This is a genomic window from Onishia taeanensis (assembly GCF_003268885.1).
Taxonomy (GTDB): Bacteria; Pseudomonadota; Gammaproteobacteria; order Pseudomonadales; family Halomonadaceae; genus Onishia; species Onishia taeanensis_A.
Genome location: NZ_QLSX01000001.1, coordinates 39,672 through 63,819 on the forward strand (window position 1 = coordinate 39,672; position 24,148 = coordinate 63,819).

Annotated in this window: 25 protein-coding genes; 7 read left to right on the forward strand and 18 right to left on the reverse strand. The window is 64.1% G+C overall.

What is annotated here, in order from left to right:
* Positions 1-274: 274 nt before the first annotated feature.
* A complete protein-coding gene (locus BCL93_RS00225; RefSeq protein WP_146742446.1) occupies positions 275-790 on the forward strand; it encodes a hypothetical protein in 516 nt (171 codons plus the stop codon).
* 13 nt (positions 791-803) lie between these two features.
* On the opposite strand, the gene BCL93_RS00230 is transcribed toward BCL93_RS00225, so the two are convergent.
* The 3 genes from BCL93_RS00230 to BCL93_RS00240 all read right to left on the reverse strand — a co-directional run bounded on the left by BCL93_RS00230 (position 804) and on the right by BCL93_RS00240 (position 3,193).
* The gene (locus BCL93_RS00230; protein WP_112053117.1) at positions 804-1,319 is read right to left on the reverse strand and encodes a YchJ family protein; all 516 of its coding nucleotides are present in this window, start codon (positions 1,317-1,319) and stop codon (positions 804-806) included.
* 99 nt (positions 1,320-1,418) lie between these two features.
* A complete protein-coding gene (hda, locus tag BCL93_RS00235; RefSeq protein WP_112053118.1) occupies positions 1,419-2,120 on the reverse strand; it encodes a DnaA regulatory inactivator Hda in 702 nt (233 codons plus the stop codon).
* Complete coding sequence (locus BCL93_RS00240) at positions 2,117-3,193, reverse strand: AI-2E family transporter (protein ID WP_112053119.1); 1,077 nt, start codon at positions 3,191-3,193, stop codon at positions 2,117-2,119. Before BCL93_RS00240 ends, hda begins: the two co-directional genes overlap by 4 nt.
* Positions 3,194-3,304: 111 nt before the next feature.
* On the opposite strand from BCL93_RS00240, the gene purM reads away from it, so the two are divergent.
* A complete protein-coding gene (gene purM, locus BCL93_RS00245) occupies positions 3,305-4,396 on the forward strand; it encodes a phosphoribosylformylglycinamidine cyclo-ligase (protein WP_112053120.1) in 1,092 nt (363 codons plus the stop codon).
* Positions 4,393-5,136 carry a phosphoribosylglycinamide formyltransferase gene (gene purN, locus BCL93_RS00250; RefSeq protein ID WP_112053121.1) on the forward strand — a complete coding sequence of 248 codons (744 nt, stop codon included), beginning with the start codon at positions 4,393-4,395 and terminating at the stop codon, positions 5,134-5,136. The genes purM and purN overlap by 4 nt, the downstream gene beginning before the upstream one ends.
* Positions 5,137-5,240: 104 nt before the next feature.
* On the opposite strand, the gene lipA is transcribed toward purN, so the two are convergent.
* From lipA to BCL93_RS00310, 12 genes are all read right to left on the reverse strand, one after another.
* On the reverse strand, positions 5,241-6,251 hold the full coding sequence (gene lipA / locus BCL93_RS00255; protein ID WP_112053122.1) for a lipoyl synthase: 1,011 nt from the start codon (positions 6,249-6,251) through the stop codon (positions 5,241-5,243).
* 27 nt (positions 6,252-6,278) lie between these two features.
* Positions 6,279-6,956: a lipoyl(octanoyl) transferase LipB gene (gene lipB, locus BCL93_RS00260; RefSeq protein WP_112053123.1), complete on the reverse strand. Its 678-nt coding sequence runs from the start codon at positions 6,954-6,956 to the stop codon at positions 6,279-6,281.
* Complete coding sequence (locus BCL93_RS00265) at positions 6,956-7,267, reverse strand: HP0495 family protein (RefSeq protein WP_112053124.1); 312 nt, start codon at positions 7,265-7,267, stop codon at positions 6,956-6,958. The genes lipB and BCL93_RS00265 overlap by 1 nt, the downstream gene beginning before the upstream one ends.
* Before the next feature lie 110 nt (positions 7,268-7,377).
* Positions 7,378-8,580 (reverse strand): D-alanyl-D-alanine carboxypeptidase family protein, encoded by a 1,203-nt coding sequence (locus BCL93_RS00270; RefSeq protein WP_425339106.1) that lies wholly within the window; start codon positions 8,578-8,580, stop codon positions 7,378-7,380.
* A gap of 57 nt (positions 8,581-8,637) precedes the next feature.
* On the reverse strand, positions 8,638-9,576 hold the full coding sequence (locus tag BCL93_RS00275; RefSeq protein WP_112053125.1) for a septal ring lytic transglycosylase RlpA family protein: 939 nt from the start codon (positions 9,574-9,576) through the stop codon (positions 8,638-8,640).
* Positions 9,573-10,616: a lytic murein transglycosylase B gene (gene mltB / locus BCL93_RS00280; RefSeq protein WP_112053126.1), complete on the reverse strand. Its 1,044-nt coding sequence runs from the start codon at positions 10,614-10,616 to the stop codon at positions 9,573-9,575. The genes BCL93_RS00275 and mltB overlap by 4 nt, the downstream gene beginning before the upstream one ends.
* A 29-nt stretch (positions 10,617-10,645) precedes the next feature.
* Positions 10,646-11,743, reverse strand: coding sequence for a rod shape-determining protein RodA (rodA, locus tag BCL93_RS00285; RefSeq protein WP_258395859.1), 1,098 nt, complete (start codon positions 11,741-11,743; stop codon positions 10,646-10,648).
* A 62-nt stretch (positions 11,744-11,805) separates the two neighbouring features.
* A complete protein-coding gene (gene mrdA / locus BCL93_RS00290) occupies positions 11,806-13,680 on the reverse strand; it encodes a penicillin-binding protein 2 (RefSeq protein WP_112053128.1) in 1,875 nt (624 codons plus the stop codon).
* A 77-nt stretch (positions 13,681-13,757) separates the two neighbouring features.
* Positions 13,758-14,225 carry a 23S rRNA (pseudouridine(1915)-N(3))-methyltransferase RlmH gene (gene rlmH / locus BCL93_RS00295; protein WP_112053129.1) on the reverse strand — a complete coding sequence of 156 codons (468 nt, stop codon included), beginning with the start codon at positions 14,223-14,225 and terminating at the stop codon, positions 13,758-13,760.
* A complete protein-coding gene (rsfS, locus tag BCL93_RS00300) occupies positions 14,222-14,587 on the reverse strand; it encodes a ribosome silencing factor (RefSeq protein ID WP_112053130.1) in 366 nt (121 codons plus the stop codon). The genes rlmH and rsfS overlap by 4 nt, the downstream gene beginning before the upstream one ends.
* Before the next feature lie 67 nt (positions 14,588-14,654).
* Positions 14,655-15,344 carry a nicotinate-nucleotide adenylyltransferase gene (gene nadD, locus BCL93_RS00305; protein ID WP_258395860.1) on the reverse strand — a complete coding sequence of 230 codons (690 nt, stop codon included), beginning with the start codon at positions 15,342-15,344 and terminating at the stop codon, positions 14,655-14,657.
* Entirely contained in the window at positions 15,331-16,641 is a 1,311-nt protein-coding gene (locus tag BCL93_RS00310) for a glutamate-5-semialdehyde dehydrogenase (protein WP_112053131.1), read from the reverse strand. Before BCL93_RS00310 ends, nadD begins: the two co-directional genes overlap by 14 nt.
* Before the next feature lie 146 nt (positions 16,642-16,787).
* Between BCL93_RS00310 and BCL93_RS00315 the strand changes: the two genes are divergently transcribed.
* Genes BCL93_RS00315 through BCL93_RS00325 form a run of 3 tightly spaced genes read left to right on the forward strand, consistent with a single transcriptional unit; the run spans position 16,788 to position 19,928 of the window.
* Positions 16,788-17,582, forward strand: coding sequence for a hypothetical protein (locus BCL93_RS00315; RefSeq protein ID WP_220086214.1), 795 nt, complete (start codon positions 16,788-16,790; stop codon positions 17,580-17,582).
* Between the two features lie 4 nt (positions 17,583-17,586).
* A complete protein-coding gene (locus BCL93_RS00320) occupies positions 17,587-18,528 on the forward strand; it encodes a diguanylate cyclase domain-containing protein (RefSeq protein ID WP_112053133.1) in 942 nt (313 codons plus the stop codon).
* Positions 18,525-19,928, forward strand: a complete 1,404-nt coding sequence (locus BCL93_RS00325; RefSeq protein ID WP_112053134.1) for a bifunctional DedA family/phosphatase PAP2 family protein — start codon at positions 18,525-18,527, stop codon at positions 19,926-19,928. The genes BCL93_RS00320 and BCL93_RS00325 overlap by 4 nt, the downstream gene beginning before the upstream one ends.
* Before the next feature lie 71 nt (positions 19,929-19,999).
* Here the strand turns inward: BCL93_RS00325 and BCL93_RS00330 are convergent, their stop codons facing one another.
* Genes BCL93_RS00330 through mpl form a run of 3 tightly spaced genes read right to left on the reverse strand, consistent with a single transcriptional unit; the run spans position 20,000 to position 22,678 of the window.
* Entirely contained in the window at positions 20,000-20,623 is a 624-nt protein-coding gene (locus BCL93_RS00330; RefSeq protein ID WP_181462994.1) for a LysE family translocator, read from the reverse strand.
* Between the two features lie 26 nt (positions 20,624-20,649).
* On the reverse strand, positions 20,650-21,297 hold the full coding sequence (locus tag BCL93_RS00335) for a flavin prenyltransferase UbiX (RefSeq protein ID WP_112053135.1): 648 nt from the start codon (positions 21,295-21,297) through the stop codon (positions 20,650-20,652).
* Entirely contained in the window at positions 21,290-22,678 is a 1,389-nt protein-coding gene (gene mpl / locus BCL93_RS00340) for a UDP-N-acetylmuramate:L-alanyl-gamma-D-glutamyl-meso-diaminopimelate ligase (protein WP_112053136.1), read from the reverse strand. The genes BCL93_RS00335 and mpl overlap by 8 nt, the downstream gene beginning before the upstream one ends.
* Positions 22,679-22,847: 169 nt before the next feature.
* Here mpl and BCL93_RS00345 point away from each other — a divergent pair, with 169 nt between their 5' ends.
* The gene (locus tag BCL93_RS00345) at positions 22,848-24,107 is read left to right on the forward strand and encodes a 6-phosphofructokinase (protein ID WP_112053137.1); all 1,260 of its coding nucleotides are present in this window, start codon (positions 22,848-22,850) and stop codon (positions 24,105-24,107) included.
* The last annotated feature ends 41 nt before the right edge of the window (positions 24,108-24,148 follow it).

Consider the following 24,148-nt stretch of genomic DNA (forward strand, 5'->3'; position numbering starts at 1 on the left):
TCTGGAGAATCACTCGATGCATTTCATACGATGTCCGCACTGACTGGCCTCCCCCAGCCACACATCGCGGAACCATAGACATACCTGATTAGAAACAAACACCTGGGAAGCACCAAAGACCTGGATGTAGAAGCGTGCCAATGGGTTAGCCGCAAGTGTCGCCCCCAGAGGGTTAGCTTTATTGATGGTTATCAAGATGAGGGCCAGCGTAAGCCTTTATGCTGTGAGGGTGGATACCCAAGCTATGCGCTGCCAAGGCAACAAGGAGGCCAACATGATCGATACCATCAGGTCACTGCTCGCCATCGGTCTACATCCAAAGCGGCAGATCCAGGAACTCTGGGCACATGAGCAAGCGGAGAAGCAGCGCTACCGTAGTACGGCCTTTCATTTCCTGACGCTTGATACCGCCACCGGCCGACTGTTGGCCGTGCTGGGCACGGAGTGTGAAGCCCGCCTGACGGGGCTAGAATCCTTCGCCAGCGCCATGGATATGCCCAAGCCCCAGTGCGAAGGGGGCACTCGCAGCCTGACATCGCTTGCCCACGACGATGAACCGATCACCGTGGCGCGTCGTCAATTCAGCAAGACGATTGCTGCAGCGAAGCGCGCCCAGCACTTCTACGAAGCCATGTGTGAATCCAACTGCACGCTGGCACTGCAGGCATTCTTGCATGACGGCTTCCATCAGAAACGCGCCGAACACCGGCTGCTACTCGAACACTTTGATACGCTACGACTTGAGACGCTACGGCTTCCCGCTTCAACATCGTCCTCGCCCAACTCATAGCCTGCGAAGCCGTTCAGACGGCACAGCATTTCTTCAGCTTGCAGCCGCTACCGCAGGGGCAGGGATCATTGCGGCCAGGTTTGAGCGCCGTCAACTGAGGATCTCCGTCCACGTACACCCATCTGCCGTCCAGGCGTGTGAAACGTGAGAGCTCCTCCAGTCGCTGCCAGCGGCCATGCTCCTGGAAAGTGGCACGAAAATGCACCCAGCCTTGCTGTCCTTCCTGCTCCTGCTGCCCGTCCTGATGCCCGTCCTGTTGCCAATGGTTCAGTACCTCGAGGCGCTTCCAGCACGTATGGGACGACAGCCCCATGTCGGTCGGGCAGGTATCGGGATACCAGGTCCTGCGCAGGTAACCTTCAAGATGCAGCACGAATGCACTGTAGCGTGAGCGCATCAGCGTGGCGACGGTCTTCGCGGCGGCGCCCTGGTGCAACGGCCCGCAGCATTCGCCATAGGCACCCAGGCCGCCACAGGGACAGGGCTCGGCGGATGACAGCGTCGTTGATGAGGCGGGCGTAGCGGGCATCCTGGGCGTGCTCATGGGCTGGAAGGCTCGTCTTGGAAGGTAATGGAGACAATAGAGGTAATGAAGGTAGCGCCAGGCCAGCAAACCAGGCCGGCGGGTTTACCAGTCAAGCGCCTGCTTGACGAAGGGGATGGTCAGCTTGCGCTGAGCCGAAAGCGATGCCTGATCAAGGGTCTCCAAGGTTCCGAAAAGATCGCCCAGACGCCTCGGCCCCCGATGCAGGATGTAACGGGCGACCTCGTCCGGCAGCTGCATCCCTCGCACGCGAGCGCGAAGCTTGAGCGCCTCGAAGCGACCGGCATCGTCCAGCGGTTTGACGTGGAAGGTCATGCCCCAGGTCAGCCTTGAGGCCAGATCCGGCAGCTTGATATCGAGTTGGCGTGGCGCGGCGGGCGCGGCGATCACCAGCCGCTTGCCGGCATCGCGCAGGCGATTGAAGCAGTGAAACAGCGCCTCCTCCCAGCGCTTGCGGCCCAGCACCCGGTGCAGATCATCGATGGCGACCAGGTCCAGACGTTCGCTGTCCTCGAGCATATGTGGCGGAAAGTGGCCAAGCTCGTCCAGCGGCAGGTAGAGCGCACGCTTGTCGCGATCGCTGGCTTCGTGACAGGCCGCCTGCAGCAGATGACTGCAGCCGACCCCCTCGCCGCCCCACAGAAACAGGAACGGCTCGCCCGTTTCATCGAGCTGGGCACGCAGGGTGCCGACCAGCGTCTCGTTGCCGCTAGGCTGGAAGTTGGCAAAGGTCGCATCGTCGCGCATACCCACACCGAGCGGGAGCTGCGCTGCACCGGGCTTCATGAAGCCTCCTCGTCCTGGCGTTCGATACCATGAGCATCATATAAGGTACTGTTTTTATAGTTTTCATGGAGATAGCGCAACACTACCATGATCACCGCCGCCACCGGCAGGGCCAACAGCACCCCCGTAAAGCCGAACAGCTGCCCGCCGGCCAGTACGGCGAAGATCACCGCCACTGGGTGCAGGCCGATCTTGTCGCCGAGCAGTTTGGGCTGCAGCACCAGGCTCTCGACCAACTGGCCAACAGCGAACACCGCTCCCACCCCAAGCAGCGGCAGCCAGCTATCGAACTGGAAGAAGGCCACCACGCCGGCCACCGAGATGCCCACGATGACGCCGAGATACGGCACGATGCTGACGAGCCCCGACAGCAGGCCAATCAGCAGTGCAAAGCGCAGGCCAAGCAGGGTTAGCCCCAGCGCGTAAATGATACCAAGGCACAGCATCACGATCAGTTGGCCGCGCAGAAAGGCCGACAGTACCTCGTCGCATTCTCGCGCCAGGCGCACCACCGCAGGCTCCCATTGGCGAGGCAGCGAGCCATGCAGCTTGGCAGTGAGCCGATCCCAGTCAAGCAGCAGATAGAAGGTCACCACCGGGATCAGCGCCAGATTGCCGACCCAGGCCGCCAAAGCGAGCCCCGAGCGAGAGACCTGCGCCAGCAGGGTGGCGGCGAAGGTACCGGTCTCCTTCCAGTTGGCCATCAGGGCTTGACGCAAGGCATCAATGTCCGTGGACAGATCCTGACCGGTCAGCGACTGAATCCAGGGCACCAGGGTGTCCTGCAGCCAGTTCAGCATAGCGGGCACGGATTCGATAAGCTGCCCGATCTGGCGGCCAAGCACCGGCACCAGCAGCAACAGGGCCAGCAGCAGGATCACGCTCAGTAGCAGAAACACCAGCGATACCGATAGCCGCCGCGACAGGCCGCGCGCCTCCAGACGGTCGGCCAGCGGATCCCCCAGGTAGGCCAGTATCATGCTGACGAAAAAGGGCGTCAGGATCGGCTGTAGGCTGATGAACAGCCACATCAAGCCTGCCAGGCCGAGTACTAGCCACCACTGTCTGCGCATTGCATCTCTCCCTGTTCGCGTGTCTCTCCACGGTGCGGCGCGGCCTTCACGATGCTACAATTCCGTTCCACTTTTGCCCCACTTGATGATCGTATTGCGACAGGAAAGCCCATGACCCGCAGCCCGTCGGACTCCTCTTCTACTCCTTCCGCCGATTCCGCCTCGCTGAGCTACAAGGACGCTGGCGTGGACATCGACGCCGGTAACGCCCTGGTCGATCGCATCAAAGGCGTCGCCAAGCGTACCACTCGCCCCGAGGTAATGGGTGGCCTTGGCGGCTTCGGCGCACTCTGCGAGCTGCCGAGCGGCTATCGCCAGCCGGTGCTGGTCTCCGGCACCGACGGCGTCGGCACCAAGCTGCGCCTCGCCATGGATCTTGGCAAGCATGACACCATCGGCATCGATCTGGTCGCCATGTGCGTCAACGATCTGGTGGTCGCCGGCGCCGAGCCGCTGTTCTTCCTCGACTACTATGCCACGGGCAAGCTTGATGTGGACATCGCCGCCGACGTGGTGACCGGCATCGGCGAGGGCTGTGCCCAGTCCGGCTGTGCCCTGGTGGGGGGCGAGACCGCCGAGATGCCCGGCATGTACGCAGGCAGCGACTACGACCTGGCCGGGTTCTGCGTCGGTGTGGTCGAGAAGGACGAGATCCTCGACGGCAGCCGCGTTGGCGAAGGCGACGTACTGCTCGGACTGGCCTCCTCCGGCCCGCACTCCAACGGTTACTCGCTGATCCGCAAGATCCTCGAGGTCAGCGACGCGGATCTCAACACTGATATCGACGGCGTGCCACTTCGCGAGGCACTGATCGCCCCGACCCGCATCTACGTCAAGTCCCTGCTGTCCCTGATCAAGGACAGCGGCGTATCGGTGCATGCGCTGTCACACATCACCGGCGGCGGCCTGTCCGAGAACATCCCGCGGGTGCTGCCCGAGTCGCTCGGGGCTCGCATCGACGTCAATGCCTGGACACGTCCGGCGGTCTTCGACTGGCTCCAGACCCAGGGCAACGTCGATGAACACGAGATGCACCGAGTGCTGAACTGCGGCATCGGTATGGTGATCGCCGTCTCCGCCGCCGACGCCGAGAGTGCCAAGGCTCACCTGGAAGGCCAGGGCGAGACCGTCTACCAACTCGGTGAGATCGTCGCGCGCAGCGGCGAAGAAGAACAGGTCATTCTGGAGAACCTCAAGGCATGAGCGAGGCAACCGACACCCTCAACGGTTTCGAAGCCGAGCAGGCCAGCACGCCCCGGGTGGTGGTGCTGATCTCAGGCAGCGGCAGCAACCTTCAGGCGCTGATCGACGCTCAGTCCTACGACGAACTGGGCGGCGAGATCGTCGCTGTGGTCTCTAACAAGGCCGATGCCTACGGCCTCAAGCGCGCACGGGATGCCGGCATCGAGGCAGTCGCCCTGCCCCACCGCGAATACGACAGCCGCGAGGCCTTCGATGGCGCCCTGATCAAGGTGATTGAGCGCCACGAGCCGGACCTGGTCGTGCTGGCAGGCTTCATGCGCATCCTCACGCCGCGCTTCGTGCAGCGCTTCTACGGCCGCATGCTCAACATCCACCCCTCGTTGCTGCCGGCCTATCAGGGCCTGCACACCCATGCCCGGGCGCTGGCCGACGGCGTCACCGAGCACGGCGTCAGCGTGCACTTCGTCAGCGAGGAGCTGGACGGCGGCCCGGTCGTGGTTCAAGCGGCGGTCGACGTCACCCCCGAAGACACCGAAGACAGCCTTCAGCAGAAGGTCCAGAGCCGCGAGCACCTGATCTATCCGATCGCAGTGCGCTGGTTCCTCGAGGGTCGCCTCACGCTGGGCGCCCAGGGCCCGACCCTGGATGGCACTCCCCTGCCGCCCCAAGGCCTGCGCCTCTCCCACGCCGATGCTGCCGAAGAGCTCGACGAGGACCTGGAAGAAGACGGCGACGCCTGACGCGAGCGCCGCTCACACGCAAGAAGGCCGCGCCCCGAGGGGCGCGGCCTTCTTGTATCTGGCTAATCGTGACTAGCGGCTAGCCAGGGTCTCGCGGTCGCGGCTTACTTGACCTCGATGCCGTGCGCCTGCCGATCGGCGTGATAGGAGGAGCGCACCAGCGGACCGGAAGCGACGTGCTTGAAGCCCATCGCCTTGCCCTGCTCGGCGAACCAGTCGAAGGTATCCGGGTGTACCCAGCGATCGATCGGCAGGTGGTTCTTGGACGGCTGCATGTACTGACCAAGGGTCAGCATATCGACGCCATGAGCCCGCAGGTCGCGCATCACCTCGATCACCTGCTCGTCGGTCTCGCCGACGCCGAGCATCAGGCCGGACTTGGTCATGACATCCGGGCGACGCGCCTTGTAGCCCTTGAGCAGATCCAGCGACCACTGATAGTCGGCCCCGGGACGCACCTTGCGGTACAGCGACGGCACGGTCTCCAGGTTGTGGTTGAAGACATCCGGCGGCGTCTGTTCGAGGGTGTCCAGCGCCACTTCCATGCGGCCACGGAAGTCCGGCACCAGCACCTCGATCTCGATCTCCGGGCTGTCGTTGCGAATCTCGCGAATGCAGTCGGCAAAGTGCTGCGACCCACCGTCGCGCAGGTCATCGCGATCCACCGAGGTGACCACCACGTAGTTCAGGCGCATTTCGGCGATGGCCTCGGCGAGCTCCCGCGGCTCTTTCTCGTTGACCGCGTTGGGACGGCCATGGGCGACGTCACAGAACGGGCAGCGGCGGGTGCAGATGTCACCGAGGATCATGAAGGTCGCGGTGCCGCCGTTGAAGCACTCGCCCAGATTGGGGCAGGACGCCTCTTCACAGACGGTGTGCAGGCCATGCTTGCGCAGGGTCTGCTTGATGCGCGTCACCTCCTGCGAGATCGGCATGCGCACCTTCAGCCAGTCTGGCTTGCGCGGCACGTTGTCGGTGGGAATCACCTTGACCGGAATGCGGGCGACCTTCTCGGCGCCGCGCAGCTTGACGCCGCGCTCGACCCTGGCCTTCTTCTTGGCGGCAGCAGCATCGGCGGTGGACGGGGTCACGGGGGTAGCGGTGCTTTCGGTCATGATCAGGATATCCTGCGCTCGTAAACGTTAGGCACTCGCGCTCTGGTCGGAAACCAGAGAAGGCGGCATGCCGGGCTTGTCGGTGAGTTGCATGTTGCCAAGCCGCGCGGCCAGACAACGGACCAGGCGATGGGTCTCGGCGTCTACATCAGGGACGCCATCGACCAGGTCGGCGAGTTGGGTCATGGCCATACCAGCATAGCCACAGGGATTGATGCGCCCAAACGGCGACAGATCCATAGCCAGGTTCACAGCCACACCATGGAAACTGCAACCACGACGGATGCGAAGCCCCAGAGAGGCGATCTTGGCATCACCCACATAGACCCCCGGGGCGTCAGGCCGCGCCCTTGCCGCGATACCATGCTCCGCGAGGGCATCGACCACGGCCTCTTCCAGCGCGGTGACCAGGCTGCGCACGCCAAGCTTGGCACGCTTGACGTCGAGCAGCGGATAGATCACCAGTTGGCCGGGACCATGGTAGGTCACCTGCCCGCCACGGTCGGTCTCGACCACCGGAATGTCGCCGGGCATCAACAGGTGCTCGGGGCGCCCTGCCTGCCCCTGAGTGAACACCGGGTCATGCTGGACCAGCCACAGTTGGTCGGGCTGGTCGGGCCCGCGGAGATCGGTGAGCTCACGCATGGCCTGCCAGACCGGCAGATAAGGCTGCCGACCGAGCCGATAGACCTCGAGTTCGGGCATCAGATCACCATGTGCACGCGGCCAGAGGCCTTGAGGTCGGCGTGCAGGGCGGCGATTTGCTCGGGACCGGTCGCGGTGATGGTCAGGCGCACCGACTGGAACTTGCCGTTGCGGCTATCCACCAGACGCACGGTCTGTCGATCGAAGGCCGAGTCGTGGTCTTCGACAATCTTGATCACCAACTCGCTCAACCCTTCGACGGCGTCACCGACGATCTTCAGCGAATAGTCGCAGGGGTATTCGAGTTCGGTGGCGTGAGCTGACGCGGGAGCGCCGGCGAGGCGCATGTCCCGCAGGGACTTGTCGGTCATGAGCGTACTCAACGAATGGTTTATCCCAGTATTCTACTCAACCTATCCCCCTCAACCAAGAGCGGGCGGCCCTGATGGCCGCCCGCTGTCTTGATCACTACTAACCGCGCTCAGTCGAACAGGCCGCTGATGAAGCGTCGAACGCTGTCCAGCAGACGCTTGAAGATGCCGCCCTGATCAATGCTTTCCAGCGCCACCAGCGGACGCTCACCGATCACCTCATCACCCAGCTTGATTTCCAGGGTGCCAAGGCGCTCCCCTGCTTCCACCGGGGCATCGATCGATGCCGGCAGGTTGAGGCGCGCAGCCAGCTCTTCGCCCCGGCCGCGGGGAACCGTCATGCGAACTTCGCGATCGACCCCCAGGCGCAGGTTGTTCTTTTCGCCACCCCAGATGCGCGGCGTGGCGAGTACAGCGCCCTGCGGATAGAGCTCCATGGTCTCGTAGAAACGGAAGCCATAGCTCAACAGTTTCTGGGATTCCTGGGCGCGCGCTTCGTCAGAATTGGTGCCCATCACCACCGAGATCAGGCGCATATCGTCGCGCTTGGCAGAGGCCACCAGGCAGTAGCCTGCGGCTTCGGTATGACCAGTCTTAAGGCCATCGACGCTGGAATCACGCCACAGCAGACGGTTGCGGTTGGGCTGGCGGATATCGTTGTAGGTGTACTCCTTCTCGGCGTATACCTTGTACTGCTCCGGGTAGTCATTAATGATGTGGCGCGCCAGCAGGGCCAGGTCATGCGCCGAGGAATAGTGATCCTCATGCGGCAGGCCGGTGGCGTTGGCGAAATGGGTGTTGACCATCCCCATGCGGTCCGCCTGCTGGTTCATCAGATCCGCGAAAGCGGACTCGCCGCCGGCAATGTGCTCGGCAAGCGCGACGCTTGCGTCATTACCGGACTGGATGATCACCCCCTTGAGCAGCTGATCGACGCTGACCTGAGAGCCCTCCTGAATGAACATCCGGGAGCCGCCGGTGCGCCAGGCCTTCTCGCTGACCAACACCTGATCATCGCGAGCGATGTTGCCGCGGGACAGCTCATGCTCGACCAGGTAGGCGGTCATCAGCTTGGTCAGGCTGGCCGGCGGCAGTCGCTCGTCGGCATTATGGCTGACCAGTACCTCGCCGGTATCGGCATCCATCAGGATCCAGGACGAAGCCGCGAGACTCGGCGGCGACGGAATCATGGTCTGTGGTCGGGGACTGTCGACCTCCTGCGCCTGGAGCGGCAGGGCAAAACACATCAGGCACAGCAGGAGCGCGGACATCAGGCGTTGGCCGAGGCCGGCGCGGAACAGTGAGACTTTCATGACAACATTTCTCGTGGCGTTGAGCGAAGGGAATTAAATGGGACAGCGGCACGCGTCTCAGGTGCCGTCATGAATCACCAGGGCCTGATCGAAGCCTGCACGACGCAGGGCCTCGCGCACCGATTCAAGGTCCCCGGTAGCGGCCAGCGGGCCCACCTGCACGCGGTGCAGGCGAGCATCGCTGGTCACGCGAACCGGCTGGTTGAGCTCGTCCTCCAAGCGGGTCTTGAGGGCCTGGGCATTGCCCTGAGACCCCAAGGCCGCGACCTGGAGGAAAAGCGAACCGTCGGTGTCGGCGTTTTCAGCGACGTCGCGATCAGACGTCGCCTGTTGCTCCGGCGCATTGCGACGGGCTGTGGTGCTCGTGCCTGCCGTATCGTTGCCGGCCGGCGTCTTGCCGGAGTGGCGAGCCTGCCAGGCCACCGGGTCGATTGCCTCGACCCTGACCCGGCCGGTGCCTCGATCCAGAATATTGAGCCGGGCCGCCGCCGCATAGGACAAGTCGATCTCGCGGCTACCGTGAAAGGGGCCGCGATCGTTGACCCGCACGATCACCTGGCGACCGTTATCCAGGTTAGTGACGCGAACATAGCTCGGCAGCGGCAGGGAACGATGGGCCGCCGACATCTCGTACATGTCGTAGATATCGCCGCTGGCGGTGGCATAGCCGTGAAACTTCTTACCATACCAGGACGCCGTGCCCTCCTGTCGATAGCCCCGCGGATCGTCGAGCACGTGATACGTCTTGCCCCAGACTTCGTAGGTCGAACGATTGCCCCCGCTGGCGCGTGGCTCAGGACGCGGCACCGCATCGGGCACATTGGCCACGTCGGGCGGCGTCTCGGGGTAGGCATCGCTGGACATGGCATAGCGGCCACCGGCGGTACCCGCGTCCGCCGGCGGCGCTGATGAGCTCACCGGCTGCACACTGCCACCGCCAGCGGCGCAGCCCGCCAGCAGAGCAATAGCCGGAAGCAGTATCCACAATGGCTTCATGCCGACTCCTCCCGAGCAATCGCCTCGGCCAGCTCAGTCACCGCCATGGCGTAGAGGTGGCTATGGTTGTAGCGAGTGATTACATAGAAATTATACAGACCAAGCCGGTAGCGGTAGGCGCCATCGGCCAGATCCAGCGCCAGCGGAATCACCTCGGCGTTGGCTGCCAGGCGGTCTTGCGAGTCGGCTACGACACCCGCCTCGGCCAGCATGGAGAGCCGGGCATAGGGCGGCCGTGTCTGATTGAAATCTATCGTCGCCGGTGGCGTTTGGGGGCCGCTGGCCTCGACATAAAGCTCGCCCTCGGGGCGCCAGCCATGTTCAGCGAAGTAGTTGGCCACGCTGCCAATGGCATCGACCGGATTGCGCCACAGGTCACGCACGCCATCATCGTCGAAGTCGACGGCATAGGCCCGGTAGCTGGTGGGGATGAACTGGGGATAGCCCATGGCGCCGGCATAGGAGCCCTTGAGGCTTCCCGGGGCCACACCGGCCTGGTGAGTAATTTCCAGGAAGGCCGCCAGCTCGCCGCGGAAGAAGTCGCCACGCTTGGGATGATGAAATGCCAGGGTGGCCAGCGAATCCAGCACGCGGTGACTGCCCGTCACTCGCCCATAGTCGGTCTCAACGCCGATGATGGCGGCAATCACCGGCGCCGGCACGCCATACTCGGCCTCGGCTCGCGCAAACGCCTCACGATGCTCGGCGATGAAGGCCGCACCGCGCTCGATGCGTGCGGGCTTGAGGAAAATGGCACGGTATTGATCCCAGCGCAGATGACGCTCGGCGGCACCTGCCATGGCATCCAGCACTGCCTGCCGATAGTCGGCGTCGCTCAGCGCATCAGTCAGCCAGTCCCGCTCGATGCCCTGTCCGGCCAGCTCGTCGACCAGTGCCGCCACCTCAGGGTGCGTGGACGGGTCGAAATGCTCATCGTATTGACTGTCGGCGGCACTCGCCGCCTGGGTGCACAGACCCAGGCCCAGCCCAAGCCCGGCGATGAGGGGCAACAGCTTCCTTGTCGTACGTCCTGCGATCATCGATCAGGGCTCTCCGTGGTCAATGCCCCCTAACGGGGCAATAACCGCCGATGGGAATGAATGGACATGAGAATACCGAAACCGGCCATCAAGGTCACGCTGGAGGTCCCGCCGAAACTGACCAGCGGTAGCGGCACGCCCACCACCGGCAGGATACCGCTGACCATGCCCACATTGACGAATACATAGATGAAGAAGGTCAAAATGATACTGCCCGCCAGCAGGCGACCGAAACTGTCCTGGGCGCCATTGGAGAGCCATAGGCCCCGAGCGACGATAAGCAGGTACAGGCACAGCACCAGCAGCATGCCCACCAGACCAAATTCCTCGCCAAGCACCGCGACGATAAAGTCGGTGTGGCGTTCGGGCAGGAACTCGAGCTGGGACTGCGTCCCCTCCAGCCAGCCCTTGCCGAATACCCCGCCACTGCCAATGGCGGTGGTCGACTGAATGATGTTCCAGCCGGCGCCCAGCGGGTCGCTCTCGGGGTTGAGAAAGGTCAGCACGCGCTGGCGCTGATAGTCATGCATGTTCATCCACAACAGTGGCAGGGCCGAGGCAACCAGCACGCTGAGGAAGGCGATGAAACGCCAGGACAATCCGGCCAGCAACACCACGAACACGGCAGCCGTCGCCACCAGCAGTGAGGTACCGAGATCCGGCTGCCGAGCGATCAGGACCACGGGCACCGCCAGGATCAGCGCACAGACCAGCAAATCCGGCAGTCGTGGCGGCAGCTGACGCCGCCCCAGATAAGCGGCGAGCATCATCGGCATAGCCAACTTCATCAACTCCGAGGGCTGAAAGCGCATCACCCCGGGGATGACCAGCCAGCGCTTGGCCCCCATCCCGACATCACCCATCACTTCCACCGCCACCAGCATCAGCAGGGTCCCGCCATAGGCCAGTGGCGACCAGCGCATCAGGGTCACGGGAGACAGCTGGGCCAGCACGAACATCACCATCAGGGCCACGCCCAGGCGCAAGGCCTGCGCCTCTACCACGACCATACTCTGCCCGCTGGCACTGTAAAGCACCACCAGCCCCGCCCCCATCAGCACCAGCAGCAACAGCACCAGCCAGGGGTCCAGATGCACACGCATCCACAGGCTCTTGCGTCGCGACATGCCACTCTGAGGTGGCCTGACCGGACGGCCGCGCAGAGACCTAGTCAGATCACTCAGCGCCGTCATGCGTCATCTCCCTGGGCGTCATCTTCATCGTCGTTCCCCAATAGCCAGGCATCCGCCATGTCGCGTGCCAGATAAGAGGCATGACTGCTGCCGCCGCCGGCATTTTCGATGACCACCGAGATCGCGATCTGCGGGTCATCCACCGGCGCGAAGGCGATGAACAGCGCATGGTCACGCAGCCGCTCGGCGAGCTCATCGGCGTTGTACTTCTCATCCTGACCAAGCGAAAACACCTGCGCGGTACCCGACTTGCCGCCCATGCGGTACTCAAGGCCCTTGCCGGCACGCCGCGCCGTGCCCTCACGCCCCGAGAGCACGTTCTCCATGCCAGCGTAGATGTCATCCCACCACTCAGGGTTCTCGATGGTGATGTCATCCTTGGTATCCGGTAAGTCGACCGGCACCTCCTCGCCGCCGATGCGTTTGGCCAGTCGCGGTTTGACCCAGTGACCGCGGTTCGCCAACACGGCCGTGGCCGTCGCCAGTTGAAGCGGTGTGACCTGCAGATAACCTTGCCCGATCCCCACCGAAAGGGTCTCACCGGGGTACCAGGGCTGGTTGAAGCGTTCGCGCTTCCATTCGCGCGAGGGCATCAAGCCAGTGCTCTCGCCATAGACGTCCTGGGTAACGTGCTCACCGAAGCCGAACTGATGCATATGTTCGCTGATAGCATCGATACCCACCTCATGGGCCAGGCTATAGAAATAGGTGTTGTTGGACACCGTGATGGCGCGCTCCATGTCGACCTTGCCATGCCCCCAGCGCAGCCAGTTGCGATAGCGACGCGAATCGTTGGGCAACTGGTAATAGCCCGGATCATAGATGGTATCGCTGGGCGTAATTTCCCCTTCGATCAGGCCAGACAGCGCCATGAAAGGCTTGATCGTCGAGCCCGCCGGATAGTGACCGCGAGCGGCGCGATTGAAGAGCGGCAGGTCGATATTGTTCTGCAGCGCCCGGTAAGACGCCACATCGATACCGGTCACGAACTGGTTGCTGTCGAAACCGGGCGTCGAGACCATGGCCAGAATCTCGCCGGTCTGCGGGGCGATGGCCACGATAGAGCCGCGCCGTCCGTCCATCAGGTCAACGGCCAGGGACTGAAGGTCCTTGTCGATGGTGAGCGTCAGGTTTTTTCCTGGCACGGGATCGGTGCGCCCCAGCTCGCGCAGCACGCGCCCCCGGGCATTGGTTTCAACCTTGCGCAGCCCTGCCTGGCCGTGAAGCTCTGTCTCGTAGTAACGCTCGATGCCGGTCTTGCCGACGAAGTGGGTGCCGGCGTAGTTGCCGGGATCCAGCTGATTGAGCTCTTCTGCGTTGATGCGCCCGACGAACCCCAGCGCATGCGACATGATCTTGGCATCCGGATAGTAGCGCAGCAGCTGAGCCTCGACCTCGACACCCGGCAGGCGATAGCGATTGACGGCGAGCTTGGCGATCTGCTCCTCGCTGAGATCACTCATCAACAATGCCGGCTGAAAGGGTCGCTGGCGCTGCCGGGAGCGCTCGCGGAACGCCTCGATCTCGGCATCAGGCAGATCGAGAAGATCGATCAGCAGCCCCAGGGTGGCATCGATGTCATCGACCCGCTCGCGCACCAGGGTAAGGTTGTAGGTCGGTCGATTCTCGGCCAGAAGCTCGCCGTTACGGTCATAGATCAGCCCGCGAGTGGGCGGCAGGGGCTCGACCCGGACCCGGTTGTTCTCCGAGCGCGTGATGTAGACATCATGCTGGACCACCTGCAAATAGACGAGCCGCGCCATCAAGGCACCGGTGAGCAGGACCACCAGGCAAGCCGCGACCAGCGAGCGGACGCGGAAGGTATGCATTTCCTGACGGGCATTCTTCAGCGCCTGACGATGCTTACGCATGAGGGGCACTCGCGGATTCCGACAACATCAAAACGATCACTCTCCACGGGAGCGACAGGCTCTCGGCCTTAGACGACTCAACGGTGATAAGGGTGGCCGACCAGCAGGGTCCAGGCCCGATAGAGCTGCTCGGCCAGCAGAATACGCACCAGCGGATGCGGCAGCGTCAGCGGCGACAGCGACCAGCGCTGGTGAGCACTCGCCGACAGTTTAGGCTCCAACCCCTCAGGCCCACCGATCAGCAGTGCCACATCACGTCCTTCCAGACGCCACTGATCGGCCTCTTGGGCCAACTGTTCGGTACTCCAGGGCTTGCCGCCTACTTCCAACGCGACAAGCTGCTCGTTGCCGCGCAGCTTGTCACGCATCCGCTCGCCTTCCAGGGCAATGGCTCGCGCCGTGTCGGCGTTCTTGCCCCGGGCGCCGGGGGGTATCTCGTGTATTTCCAGGGCGAAGTCCCGGGGCAGGCGCTTGCGATACTCCTCGACGCCCTTCTCCACCCAGTCAGGCATGCGCGTGCCGACCGCCAGCACGCGCAACTTCACGCCAGGCCTCCGCCTTGGCGCTCATGGGCGCCATCGCGGGGCAACTCGGTCCACAGCCGCTCGAGGTCATAGAGGTCACGGGCTTCGGGAAGCATCACGTGAACCACCAGGTCGCCCAAATCGACCAGCACCCAGTCGGCACCGCTATGGCCTTCGACGCCAAGCGGCATCACGTCATGTTCCTTGACGGTCTCGACCACGTTATTGGCAAGCGCCGCCACGTGACGGCTGGAGGTCCCGCTGACAATCACCATCTGATCGGTCACATCAGTCAAATCGGATACGTCGAGAGTGGTGATGTCCTGGCCCTTCAGTGACTCCAGGGCATCGATGACCAGGGGTTTCAAAACGTCGATGTGCATATCGCCTCATTCATGAATGCATGGTTCAACGCCTATTCTACCCGTTTGAGACCCTGGCGACAGCGCCTCATGCACCGCGATATAGCCCGCCCCGGGCAATATGCGAGAGCACCGCCTCGGGCAGCAGGTAGCGCACGCTTTCTCCTTCTCCCAGCCAGCGACGAATAGCGGTGGCGGACACCGCCAAACGGCTGGGCAGAGCCAGCTGCATGAGGCTGCCTTTTGGCGTTTCAAACAGCGCCTCGCAGGTCTGGACCTCGCGACCGGCGATGAGTTCCTGAAGCGCTGGCGGCAAGGGAGCAGCGTGATCGGGCCGAGCAATGACCACCACATGCGCCTGAGCGAAGAGCGCCTCGGGGTCATGCCAGTCGGCAAGCTTCAAAAAGGCATCGTGGCCAACGACCATCAACAGTCGCGCCTCACCGCCGTATTCCTCGCGCAGGCTGTTCAGGGTATCGGCAGAATAGGACGGCCCCTCACGCCGGAGCTCACGGTCGTCGGCATAGAGCCCCGGCGTGTCGCCAATGCCGGCGCGCAGCATCGCCAGGCGCTCGGCGCTGGAAACACCCGGCGCCGCCCGATGGGGCGGCACATGGGCAGGGATCATATGTACGCGGTCCAGCCCCAGCTGCATGCGAAGCTCCACGGCACTGCGCAGGTGGCCAAGATGCACCGGGTCGAAGGTGCCGCCGAGCATCGCCACCCGAGGCGGGCGACTCATCGCGCCGGTCGATGGACTATCATCAGCCACGGACATGACCATCGCCCATCACCACGTATTTACGGGTGGTCAGCCCCTCGAGACCCACCGGGCCGCGGGCATGCAGTTTGTCTGTGGAAATGCCGATCTCGGCCCCCAGGCCATATTCGACGCCATCGGCGAAGCGAGTCGAGGCATTGACGATCACCGAGCTGGAATCAACCTCGGCCAGGAAGCGGCGAGCCAGGCCGTAGTGCTCGGTGACGATGGCATCGGTGTGATGAGAGCCGTAATGGCCGATATGATCCATCGCCGCCTCGATGCCATCGACCACCCGGATCGCCAGCACAGGTGCCAGATACTCGGCATGCCAGTCGGCCTCCTCGGCCGGCACCACGCCGGGTAACAGGGCCTGGGTTCGCGGACAGCCGCGCAGCTCGACACCGTGCTCGGCATAGGCCGCGGCGAGCCTTGGCAGCAGCGTCTCGGCAATCGGCGCGTCCAGCAGCAGGGTCTCCATGGTGTTGCAGGTGCCGTAGCGCTGGGTCTTGGCATTGACCGCGATCGCCAGCGCCTTGTCCAGATCGGCCGTGGCGTCGACGTAGACGTGACAGACACCGTCGAGGTGCTTGATGACCGGCACTCGCGCCTCGCGTGTGATGCGCTCGATCAACGACTTGCCGCCGCGAGGAATGATTACATCGACGTGCTCGGGCATGGCGATCAGACGCCCCACCGCGGCGCGGTCAGTGGTCGCCACCACCTGCACGGCCGCCGCCGGCAGCTCGGCCTCGGCAAGGCCGGCAGCAATGCAGCTCGCCAGGGCAGCGTTGCTGTCCCGGGCTTCGGAGCCGCCGCGCAAAATGCAGGCGTTGCCGGACTTGAGACACAGACTGGCCGCTTCCAGGGTGACGTTGGGCCGAGACTCGTAGATGATACCGATGACGCCTAGCGGCACCCGCATCTGGCCGACCTGAATGCCGCTGGGCCGCGCCCGCAAGCCATCGATTTCGCCGACAGGGTCGGGCAACCCGGCGACCTGCTTCAGGCCGTTGATCATCGCATCGACACGCGCATCATCCAGCGCCAGTCGATCCAACAGGGCATCATCGAGGCCCGCTTCCCGACCACGCAACAGATCCTGTTGATTCGCCTCGAGAACGCTGGCGCGCGACTCATCGAGGTGTCGAGCCATCGCCAGCAGAGCCGAATTCTTGCTAGCCGTAGTGCAACGCCGCATCATGGCGGCAGCGGCGCTGGCCTGCTGACCCAACTGCGTCACGTAGGCGTCGACATCGGTGATCGGCGCTATGCCGTCATTGCCGGCGACGGCCTCTGAGTAGTGTGATGACATGCGGAACAAAAACTCCTCGTAGGCGGCTCCAGGGCCGGTATCATCATGCAATATTGCGCAAGGGAAACAATATAAGGCCCATGGGAAGCAAGTACAAAGTCGGCCCACTGCAAGCGGCCATGCTGGGATGCGCCCTCCTTCTCATTATGCTCGCCCTGTCGGCACCCATGCTGCCCAGCGGCATGTTACTGGTGCTCGCAGGCTTGTGGCTGACAGGCTCGTCGCTGACGCTGAAGTGCAGCGTACGCTGGCCGTCCAGCGTCCCTTGGCAGCTGCTTCCCAGTTTTTTGCTGGCAGGCCTGTTCAATGTCGATTCCGAGCATCAAACCGTCTGGCTGTGGTGCTTCGCGCTGTTGCTGATGCTGCCGCAGCCTATCTGGTTAATGATCCTGCATAGCCTGCTGGCGGGCTACGCTGTCTGGCAGGTCCAAGCCGACCTCGACGTAGGCCAGACGCTGCTGATTGCCATGTTGCTGGTTGGCCTGATGCTATTGGGTCTCGCCCGCGCCCAAGAGGTGCAATCTGCCTGGCTGCGGATCGGCCGGCGGCGACGGCTGATCCCCGGTGCCCGGCTGTGGTCAGTTCATCAACTGGGTGAAGACCTGCCTCGCGAAGTCGTGCGCAGTGAACGGGAAGGCTCATACGCCGAGCTGGTGCTTATACGCACCCAGGGTCGGCAGTTCTGGCCACTGATGAGCAAGCTCAGCCAGCGCCTCAACGACTACGAGGCCTGTTACAAACTCGACAACCGCACCCTGGCCACCCTGCTGATCAGCCGCGATCTCGAGCAGGCCCGCGAGCGGCGCAAGACTCTGTTGGATGACATGCCCACCCCGCTGCGCAGCCGGATTGTCACCCTGGCTCGACCGCTGACCCTGGCCAGCGAATATCAGGCTCTCCGAGATCAGCGCCAGCCACTGATCATCATCGAAGAGGGGTAGGCTCATGAAACACCTGGACAGCTTGCCTCACCCGGGGCTCTATACCTTTTTCCACGCCTGGGTCACTCTGCTGACCGCTGGCGCGGCCCTGTGGCATTACCAGATGGGCCACTTCGATCGCATCCTGCTGCCGGCGGCACTGAGCATGGCCCTGCTGACGGCCACTCTGATGAGCCTGGGCACGCCCTCCGCGCGGCGTGCCGCGGCAATCATCACCCTGCTGGCAAGCTATCTGCTGTGCGCTGAGCTGCTGCGCCACGGCGAGGCACCTGCCATGCTCTGGCTGGGCTTTCCCCCGGTACTCACCACGCTGCTGCTATCTACACGGCATGCCCTATGCGTCAACTTGCTGATGGCCCCGGTCTGGCTGCTGCTCAACGGCAACTGGCCGTCTCTGATAGCGTCCCTTTCCTACCTGGCGGTCAGCCTGGTTGGCGCTCTGGCACGCTGGGAAATGATGCGTCAGCTGACGCTGGACAAACTGACCTCGCCCCATGACCCCGAGTGCGACGCCCTATCCAGCGACATGATCGCCGAGCGCCTGCCTCAGGAGCACAAACGCGCCAACGCGCTCGGCCGCCGTCTCAGCGTACTGGTGATCCATCTGCCGCAGCTTGAAATGGCCCACGAACAGTTCGGCGCTCGACTGCGCTTGGAGTTGCTGCAGCGCTTCTGCCAGGCGGCTCGCCGCAGCTGCCGGCTCGACGATACACTCGGCCGCACCGGCGAGTCCCTCTTGTGGATGCTGCTGCCCGGCACCGACGAAAACGATGCGCTGATGACACGCAACCGCCTGCTGACAACGCTCAATGACACCGCGATCAGCGAAACCGGGCACCTGAGCGCCATGGTGGTCGCCTGCACCCTGCACCCGGGCGAAAGCTTGCCGGCCTTCGAGCAGCGCCTACGCATCAAGGAACGCGCCCTGATGGACAGCACGCCATGAGCCTTGTCGACTGGCTGTATCAGCTCACACCCTCACCGCCGTTACTGCTATTGGGCATCGCCGTCATTTCTCTGGTGGAGAGCCTGGCAGTCATCGGACTGATCGTGCCCGGCGTGGTCCTGATCACGGCCGCCGCTTCGCTGGCGGGTCATCAGCAACTGGCGATCCCGCTGGTACTGCTGGCGGCCTTCTTGGGCGCGGTGGCGGGAGATGCCCTGAGTTTCGCCCTGGGCTACACCCAGCGGGAACGCGTGCCCAGGCTATGGCCCTTCTCACGTCACCCGGAATGGCTCGCACACGGCGCGCGCTTCTTCCAGCGCCATGGCACCCTGTCAGTGGTATTCGGCCGCTTCGCCGGCCCGGTGCGTCCGGTCGTGCCGATGGTCGCCGGCATGATGCATATGCGCCCCTTTACCTTTGCCTGGGCCAACATCGGCTCGGCGCTGGTATGGGCCCCGACCTATGTGCTGCCGGGTTACCTCTTGGGGCGCACCTGGAAACAGCTGCTGGCCCTGCCTGCAGGCAGCGATAAGTGGATAATCCTGCTCGCCGTCGCCACCGGCCTTGCGGCACTGGCATTTTCCTGGTTGCGCCATCAGTTGGCCAAGGAGGGCTGGCTCTACCGGCGACTGGCCGGAATGGCCCTTGGGCGCCCCTGGAGTCGCCGGCTCTGGCAGCGACTCGGCTCTCAGCCTCACGGCGAGATTCCGCTGGCCTCGCTAAGCCTGCTGGTGCTGTCCTCCACCGGGCTCTGCCTGTGGACCCTGGCCGTATTGGAGTCCCACGGGCCGCTGGTCATGGACGAACAGATTCGCGCCCTGATGGCAGCCATCGGATCGCCCTGGCTGACGCGGTTGGCCGAGGGGATGGCCAAAACCGGCGATGTCGTCGGTATTCTTGCCCTCTGCCTGCCCTGGGCTGCGTGGCTGCTGGCAAGGCGGCATACGACGACCCTGATACATTTGGCCGCAGGGCTTGCCGGCATGGCCATGGCCAACACCTTGCTCAAGCACCTGATAGGCCGCGCCCGGCCCGAGACCCCGGCCTACCTGGCCGATTCCGCGTCCTACCCCAGCGCCCATACCTCGACGTCGGTGCTGCTCTTCGGCCTCGCGGCTGCCTTCTTCGCCCGAGAACTCACCTCCCAGCGCCGCCATATGTCCTACTGGCTGGCAATTCTCGTCTGCCTGCCAATGGCGCTGTCGCGGCTGGTGCTAGACGTACATTGGGCCAGTGACCTGGTCGGTGGCGTACTGCTTGGGCTGATGGGCTGTGCCATGGTCAACATCAGCTATCATCGCACGCCTCACCGCCCAATGAACGACGCTCCTTGGCTTCGCCTCGCCCTGGCGTCGCTGACGCTGCTGGTGATTCGTCTTATCTGGCTGCCGCCGGTCTAGGGCGCGCCTCGAGCACCTCTGAACCGAAACGTCTAGCCCAACCTCCGAGCCAAACTTCTGGCCCGAGCCTCCTAGCCCAGTGCCAGCCAGGCACCAACACCGATCATCAGCGTGCCGGCCAGGCGATTGAGCAGCCGCACGCGCCCGGCGTTGCCTAGCAGCCGCCCTGCGCCGCGCCCACCAACGGCATACAGCATCAGGCAGACGAACTCGATGGCCAGGATCATCGCCACCAGCACCACGAGCTGCGACGCCAAAGGGCGGCTGGCATCGAGAAACGGCGGCAGCAGTGCCACGAAGAAGGCCCAGCCCTTGGGGTTGGCAATCGCTGTCACGAATCCCTGCATCATCAGCGTGCGGCGCCCGACCGCCTGCTGCTCGCCGGAGAGCTCGGGGATCGCCATGCGCCCCCGTTCGCGCCACATCATGATGCCCAGGTAGGCCAGATAGGCGCCACCGAGCCACTTGAAGGCGGTAAACAATGCCGGCTGAGCCAGCATCAGCGTCGCCACCCCCGCCCCGGCGGACACCGCCACCAGAGCAACGCCGGTGAGTTCGCCAAGCATCATCCATAGCGCACGGCGCACGCCCTGGGTCATCCCCAGCACCATCGCCAGGGTCATGCACATGCCCGGCGTCAGTGACACCAAGAAAAAAGTCGGCACGAAGACCGACAAAGCGACCGCTGCAATCATGTTTCCTCCCTGAATCTGCGCGCCGACTACTCGCCCCAGCGGGGCATCAGCCGATGCTCGATGCCTAACTGATTGAGAATCCTGGCGACGATAAAGTCGATCAAATCGTCGATGCTGGCGGGCTGATGATAAAAGCCCGGTGCCGCCGGCAGGATCACTGCGCCCATGCGGGTCAGGCTTAGCATGTGCTCAAGGTGAATCGCCGAAAACGGCGTCTCCCGGGGCACCAGCACCAGGGTGCGACGCTCCTTCAAGGCCACGTCTGCGGCCCGCTCGATCAAGTTGTTGCTGGCACCGCAAGCAATCGCGGAAAGCGACCCGGTGGAGCACGGACAGACCACCATCGCCGAGGGTGCCCCGGAGCCCGAGGCCACCGGCGCCATCCAGTCCTCCCGGGCAAAGCAGCGAATCTGCCCAGGGCGCGCCCCGCTGCGCGATGACAGCGCTTCAGTCAGCCGCTCGGGCTGTGCCGGCAGCTTGACGTCGGTCTCGGTGGCGATCACCAGATGGGCAGCCTTGGAAATCATCACCCAGACTTGATGGTTCGCCGCCACCAGCGCCTCGATCAGGCGCAGACCGTACTGGGCCCCTGAGGCACCGGTCAGCGCCACGGTGACCGGAAAGGCGAAATTCTCTGCCGCGGATACTTGCTGTGATAGTTGAGAATCAGCCATGAGCCACCTCCAGGGCGGCAAGCAGCCGCTCATGAATACCGCCGAAGCCGCCGTTGGACATCGCCACGATGCGATCACCCGGCCTGGCATCGGCCACCACCATGGCGACCAGCGCCTCGAGATCATCGACCACCCGCGAGGGCACGGGGCTCGCCGCGACCACCTCATCAAGTGACCAGTCGAGCCCTGCCGGCTGGTACCACCAGACCGCATCGGCCGAGGCCACACTCTCGGCCAAGCGGGCACGCAGGGTGCCGAGCCGCATGGTGTTGGAGCGCGGTTCGATCACCGCCAGCAGACGACCTTCACCGCCGGCCTTAAGGCCGCCAAGCGTCGCGGCAATGGCAGTAGGATGATGGGCGAAGTCGTCGATGACGCGAATCCCCGCGACCTCGCCGCGCAGTTCCTGACGCCGCCGCGGACTCTCAAAGCGCGACAATGCCGCTGCGCCCGCCGCAAGACCGACGCCGAGGCAACGGGCGGCGGCCAGCGCGGCCAAGGCATTGCGGGCGTTGTATTCGCCGGTCAGCGACCAGTCGACCACCGCGTCTTCATTTGCTGCGTCCGGGCCCTCGCCCTGCTCATGAATGACGAGGAAGCGCGAGGCGTCCTCCCGCTCGAGCTCCAGCCGCCAGGGGCTTGTCGCCGCAGTGCCGAAGCGACTGACCGGGGTCCAGGCGCCCAGCTCCAACACGCGCTCCAGCGCCGGCTCGCCGTCGGCAACCAGCAGCGCACCGTCGCCGGGTACGGTGCGCACCAGATGATGAAACTGGCGCTCGATGGCGGCAAGGTCGGGAAAGATGTCGGCGTGGTCATACTCGAGGTTGTTGAGCACCGCGATCTCCGGGCGGTAGTGCACGAACTTGGAGCGCTTGTCGAAGAAGGCGGTGTCGTACTCATCGGCTTCCACCACGAAGGGCGCACCCGCCCCACCGAGACGCGCCGAAACGCCGAAATTGCGCGGCACCCCACCGATCAGAAAGCCAGGCTCGAGGCCCGCCGCCTCAAGTAGCCAGGCGGTCAGGCTCGCGGTGGTGGTCTTGCCGTGGGTGCCGGCCACGGCGATCACCCGTCGTCCGGGCAGCACATGCTCGGCGAGCCACTGGGGGCCGGAGATGTAGGGCAGCCTCGCCTCAAGCACCGCCTCCACTTCCGGGTTGCCCCGGGACAAGGCGTTGCCGATGATCACCAGGTCCGGGCGCGGCGCGAGATTGGCTGCACCGTAGCCGTCCTGAAGGGTGATCCCCGCGGCCTCCAGTTGAGTGCTCATCGGCGGATAGACGTTGGCATCCGAGCCGCTGACCCGGTGGCCAAGCTCACGGGCCAGCAGCGCCAGGCTGCCCATGAAGGTGCCGCAGATTCCAAGGATATGTACGTGCATCGAGTGCCTCCTGCCAGGGTGGCAGGCAGACTAGCATGGCGCCCTCGCCGCCTCCATCCTGGTGCCAGCACGCGCGCCCGGCGGGTGCAGGTCGCCTCACTTTGGGCTAACATGGCGACCTGACAATTCGCCCCTTCGATGACCCGCTTTCCAGGAGCTCAGCAGCCCCATGGCCCAGCACAACGCCTTCTATGCCCAGTCCGGTGGCGTCACCGCCGTCATCAATGCCAGCGCCTGCGGCGTGATTGAAGCGTGCCGTCGCCACGACGACAAGATCGGCAAGGTCTACGCCGGCCACAACGGCATCATCGGCGCCCTGACCGAAGATCTGATCGATGTTTCTCAAGAGTCCAACGAGACCATCGCCGCGCTGCGCCACACCCCGGGCGGCGCCTTCGGCTCCTGCCGTTACAAGCTCAAGGACATCGAGACTCACCGCGCCCAGTACGAGCGGCTGATCGAGGTCTTCAAGGCTCACGACATCCGCTACTTCTTCTATAACGGCGGCGGCGACAGTGCCGACACCTGCCTCAAGGTCTCTCAGCTATCGGAAAAGCTCGGCTACCCGCTGACGGCTATCCACGTGCCCAAGACCGTCGATAACGACCTGCCGATTACCGACAACTCGCCGGGCTTCGGCAGCGTGGCCAAGTACATCGCCACCTCGACCCTCGAGGCCTCGCTGGACATCGCCTCGATGTGCGCCACTTCCACCAAGGTCTTCGTGCTCGAGGTCATGGGCCGCCATGCCGGCTGGATCGCTGCGGCCGGCGCCCTGGCTGGCGAAGGCGAGGGCGAGCCGCCCCACCTGGTGATCTTCCCCGAGGTTGCCTTCGACCGTAAGGCGGTGATGGCGCGGGTCGATGAGGCGGTCAAGAACTACGGCTACTGCGTGATCGTGGTCTCCGAGGGCGCCCGCTATGAGGATGGCACCTTCCTGGCCGACTCCGGCAATACCGACGCCTTCGGCCACCGCCAGCTCGGCGGCGTGGCGCCGACGCTGGCCGGCATGGTCAAGCAGGACCTGGGCTACAAGTACCACTGGGCGGTCGCCGACTATCTGCAGCGCGCCGCACGTCACCTGGCCTCCAAGACCGACGTCGACCAGGCCTATGCCGTCGGCGAGAAAGCAGTGGAGCTTGCCGTGGCCGGCGAAAACGCCATGATGCCGACCATCGACCGGGTCAGCGATGAACCCTATGCCTGGGAAATCGGTGCCGCGCCGTTGAGCGACATCGCCAATCGCGAGAAATTCATGCCCAAGGATTTCATCCGCGAGGACGGCTTCGGCATCACCGAGGCCTGCCGACGCTACCTGTCGCCGCTGATCCAGGGCGAAGATTTCCCGCCGTTCGACAACGGCCTGCCGCGGGTGGCGCACCTCAAGCTCGCACGGGTCGAACGCAAGCTGCCGACCTTTACGCTCTAAGCACAAACGGCTAAGCCACCGACGGCTAAGCGACAAGACAG

Bases quoted from the DNA above. Each gene is read 5' to 3' on its own strand.
- mrdA (WP_112053128.1), bottom strand. From the start codon at position 13,680: ATGCGTAAGCATCGTCAGGCGCTGAAGAATGCCCGTCAGGAAATGCAT.
- hda (WP_112053118.1), bottom strand. From the start codon at position 2,120: ATGAAGCCCGGTGCAGCGCAGCTCCCGCTCGGTGTGGGTATGCGCGAC.
- BCL93_RS00240 (WP_112053119.1), bottom strand. From the start codon at position 3,193: ATGCGCAGACAGTGGTGGCTAGTACTCGGCCTGGCAGGCTTGATGTGG.
- rodA (WP_258395859.1), bottom strand. From the start codon at position 11,743: ATGTCGCGACGCAAGAGCCTGTGGATGCGTGTGCATCTGGACCCCTGG.
- BCL93_RS00270 (WP_425339106.1), bottom strand. From the start codon at position 8,580: ATGAAAGTCTCACTGTTCCGCGCCGGCCTCGGCCAACGCCTGATGTCC.
- lipA (WP_112053122.1), bottom strand. From the start codon at position 6,251: ATGACCGAAAGCACCGCTACCCCCGTGACCCCGTCCACCGCCGATGCT.
- BCL93_RS00325 (WP_112053134.1), top strand. From the start codon at position 18,525: ATGAGCCTTGTCGACTGGCTGTATCAGCTCACACCCTCACCGCCGTTA.
- rsfS (WP_112053130.1), bottom strand. From the start codon at position 14,587: ATGCACATCGACGTTTTGAAACCCCTGGTCATCGATGCCCTGGAGTCA.
- mpl (WP_112053136.1), bottom strand. From the start codon at position 22,678: ATGCACGTACATATCCTTGGAATCTGCGGCACCTTCATGGGCAGCCTG.
- BCL93_RS00345 (WP_112053137.1), top strand. From the start codon at position 22,848: ATGGCCCAGCACAACGCCTTCTATGCCCAGTCCGGTGGCGTCACCGCC.
- purM (WP_112053120.1), top strand. From the start codon at position 3,305: ATGACCCGCAGCCCGTCGGACTCCTCTTCTACTCCTTCCGCCGATTCC.
- lipB (WP_112053123.1), bottom strand. From the start codon at position 6,956: ATGCCCGAACTCGAGGTCTATCGGCTCGGTCGGCAGCCTTATCTGCCG.
- BCL93_RS00335 (WP_112053135.1), bottom strand. From the start codon at position 21,297: ATGGCTGATTCTCAACTATCACAGCAAGTATCCGCGGCAGAGAATTTC.
- mltB (WP_112053126.1), bottom strand. From the start codon at position 10,616: ATGATCGCAGGACGTACGACAAGGAAGCTGTTGCCCCTCATCGCCGGG.
- nadD (WP_258395860.1), bottom strand. From the start codon at position 15,344: ATGTCCGTGGCTGATGATAGTCCATCGACCGGCGCGATGAGTCGCCCG.
- BCL93_RS00225 (WP_146742446.1), top strand. From the start codon at position 275: ATGATCGATACCATCAGGTCACTGCTCGCCATCGGTCTACATCCAAAG.
- purN (WP_112053121.1), top strand. From the start codon at position 4,393: ATGAGCGAGGCAACCGACACCCTCAACGGTTTCGAAGCCGAGCAGGCC.
- BCL93_RS00265 (WP_112053124.1), bottom strand. From the start codon at position 7,267: ATGACCGACAAGTCCCTGCGGGACATGCGCCTCGCCGGCGCTCCCGCG.
- BCL93_RS00275 (WP_112053125.1), bottom strand. From the start codon at position 9,576: ATGAAGCCATTGTGGATACTGCTTCCGGCTATTGCTCTGCTGGCGGGC.
- BCL93_RS00310 (WP_112053131.1), bottom strand. From the start codon at position 16,641: ATGTCATCACACTACTCAGAGGCCGTCGCCGGCAATGACGGCATAGCG.
- BCL93_RS00315 (WP_220086214.1), top strand. From the start codon at position 16,788: ATGCTCGCCCTGTCGGCACCCATGCTGCCCAGCGGCATGTTACTGGTG.
- BCL93_RS00330 (WP_181462994.1), bottom strand. From the start codon at position 20,623: ATGATTGCAGCGGTCGCTTTGTCGGTCTTCGTGCCGACTTTTTTCTTG.
- BCL93_RS00320 (WP_112053133.1), top strand. From the start codon at position 17,587: ATGAAACACCTGGACAGCTTGCCTCACCCGGGGCTCTATACCTTTTTC.
- BCL93_RS00230 (WP_112053117.1), bottom strand. From the start codon at position 1,319: ATGCCCGCTACGCCCGCCTCATCAACGACGCTGTCATCCGCCGAGCCC.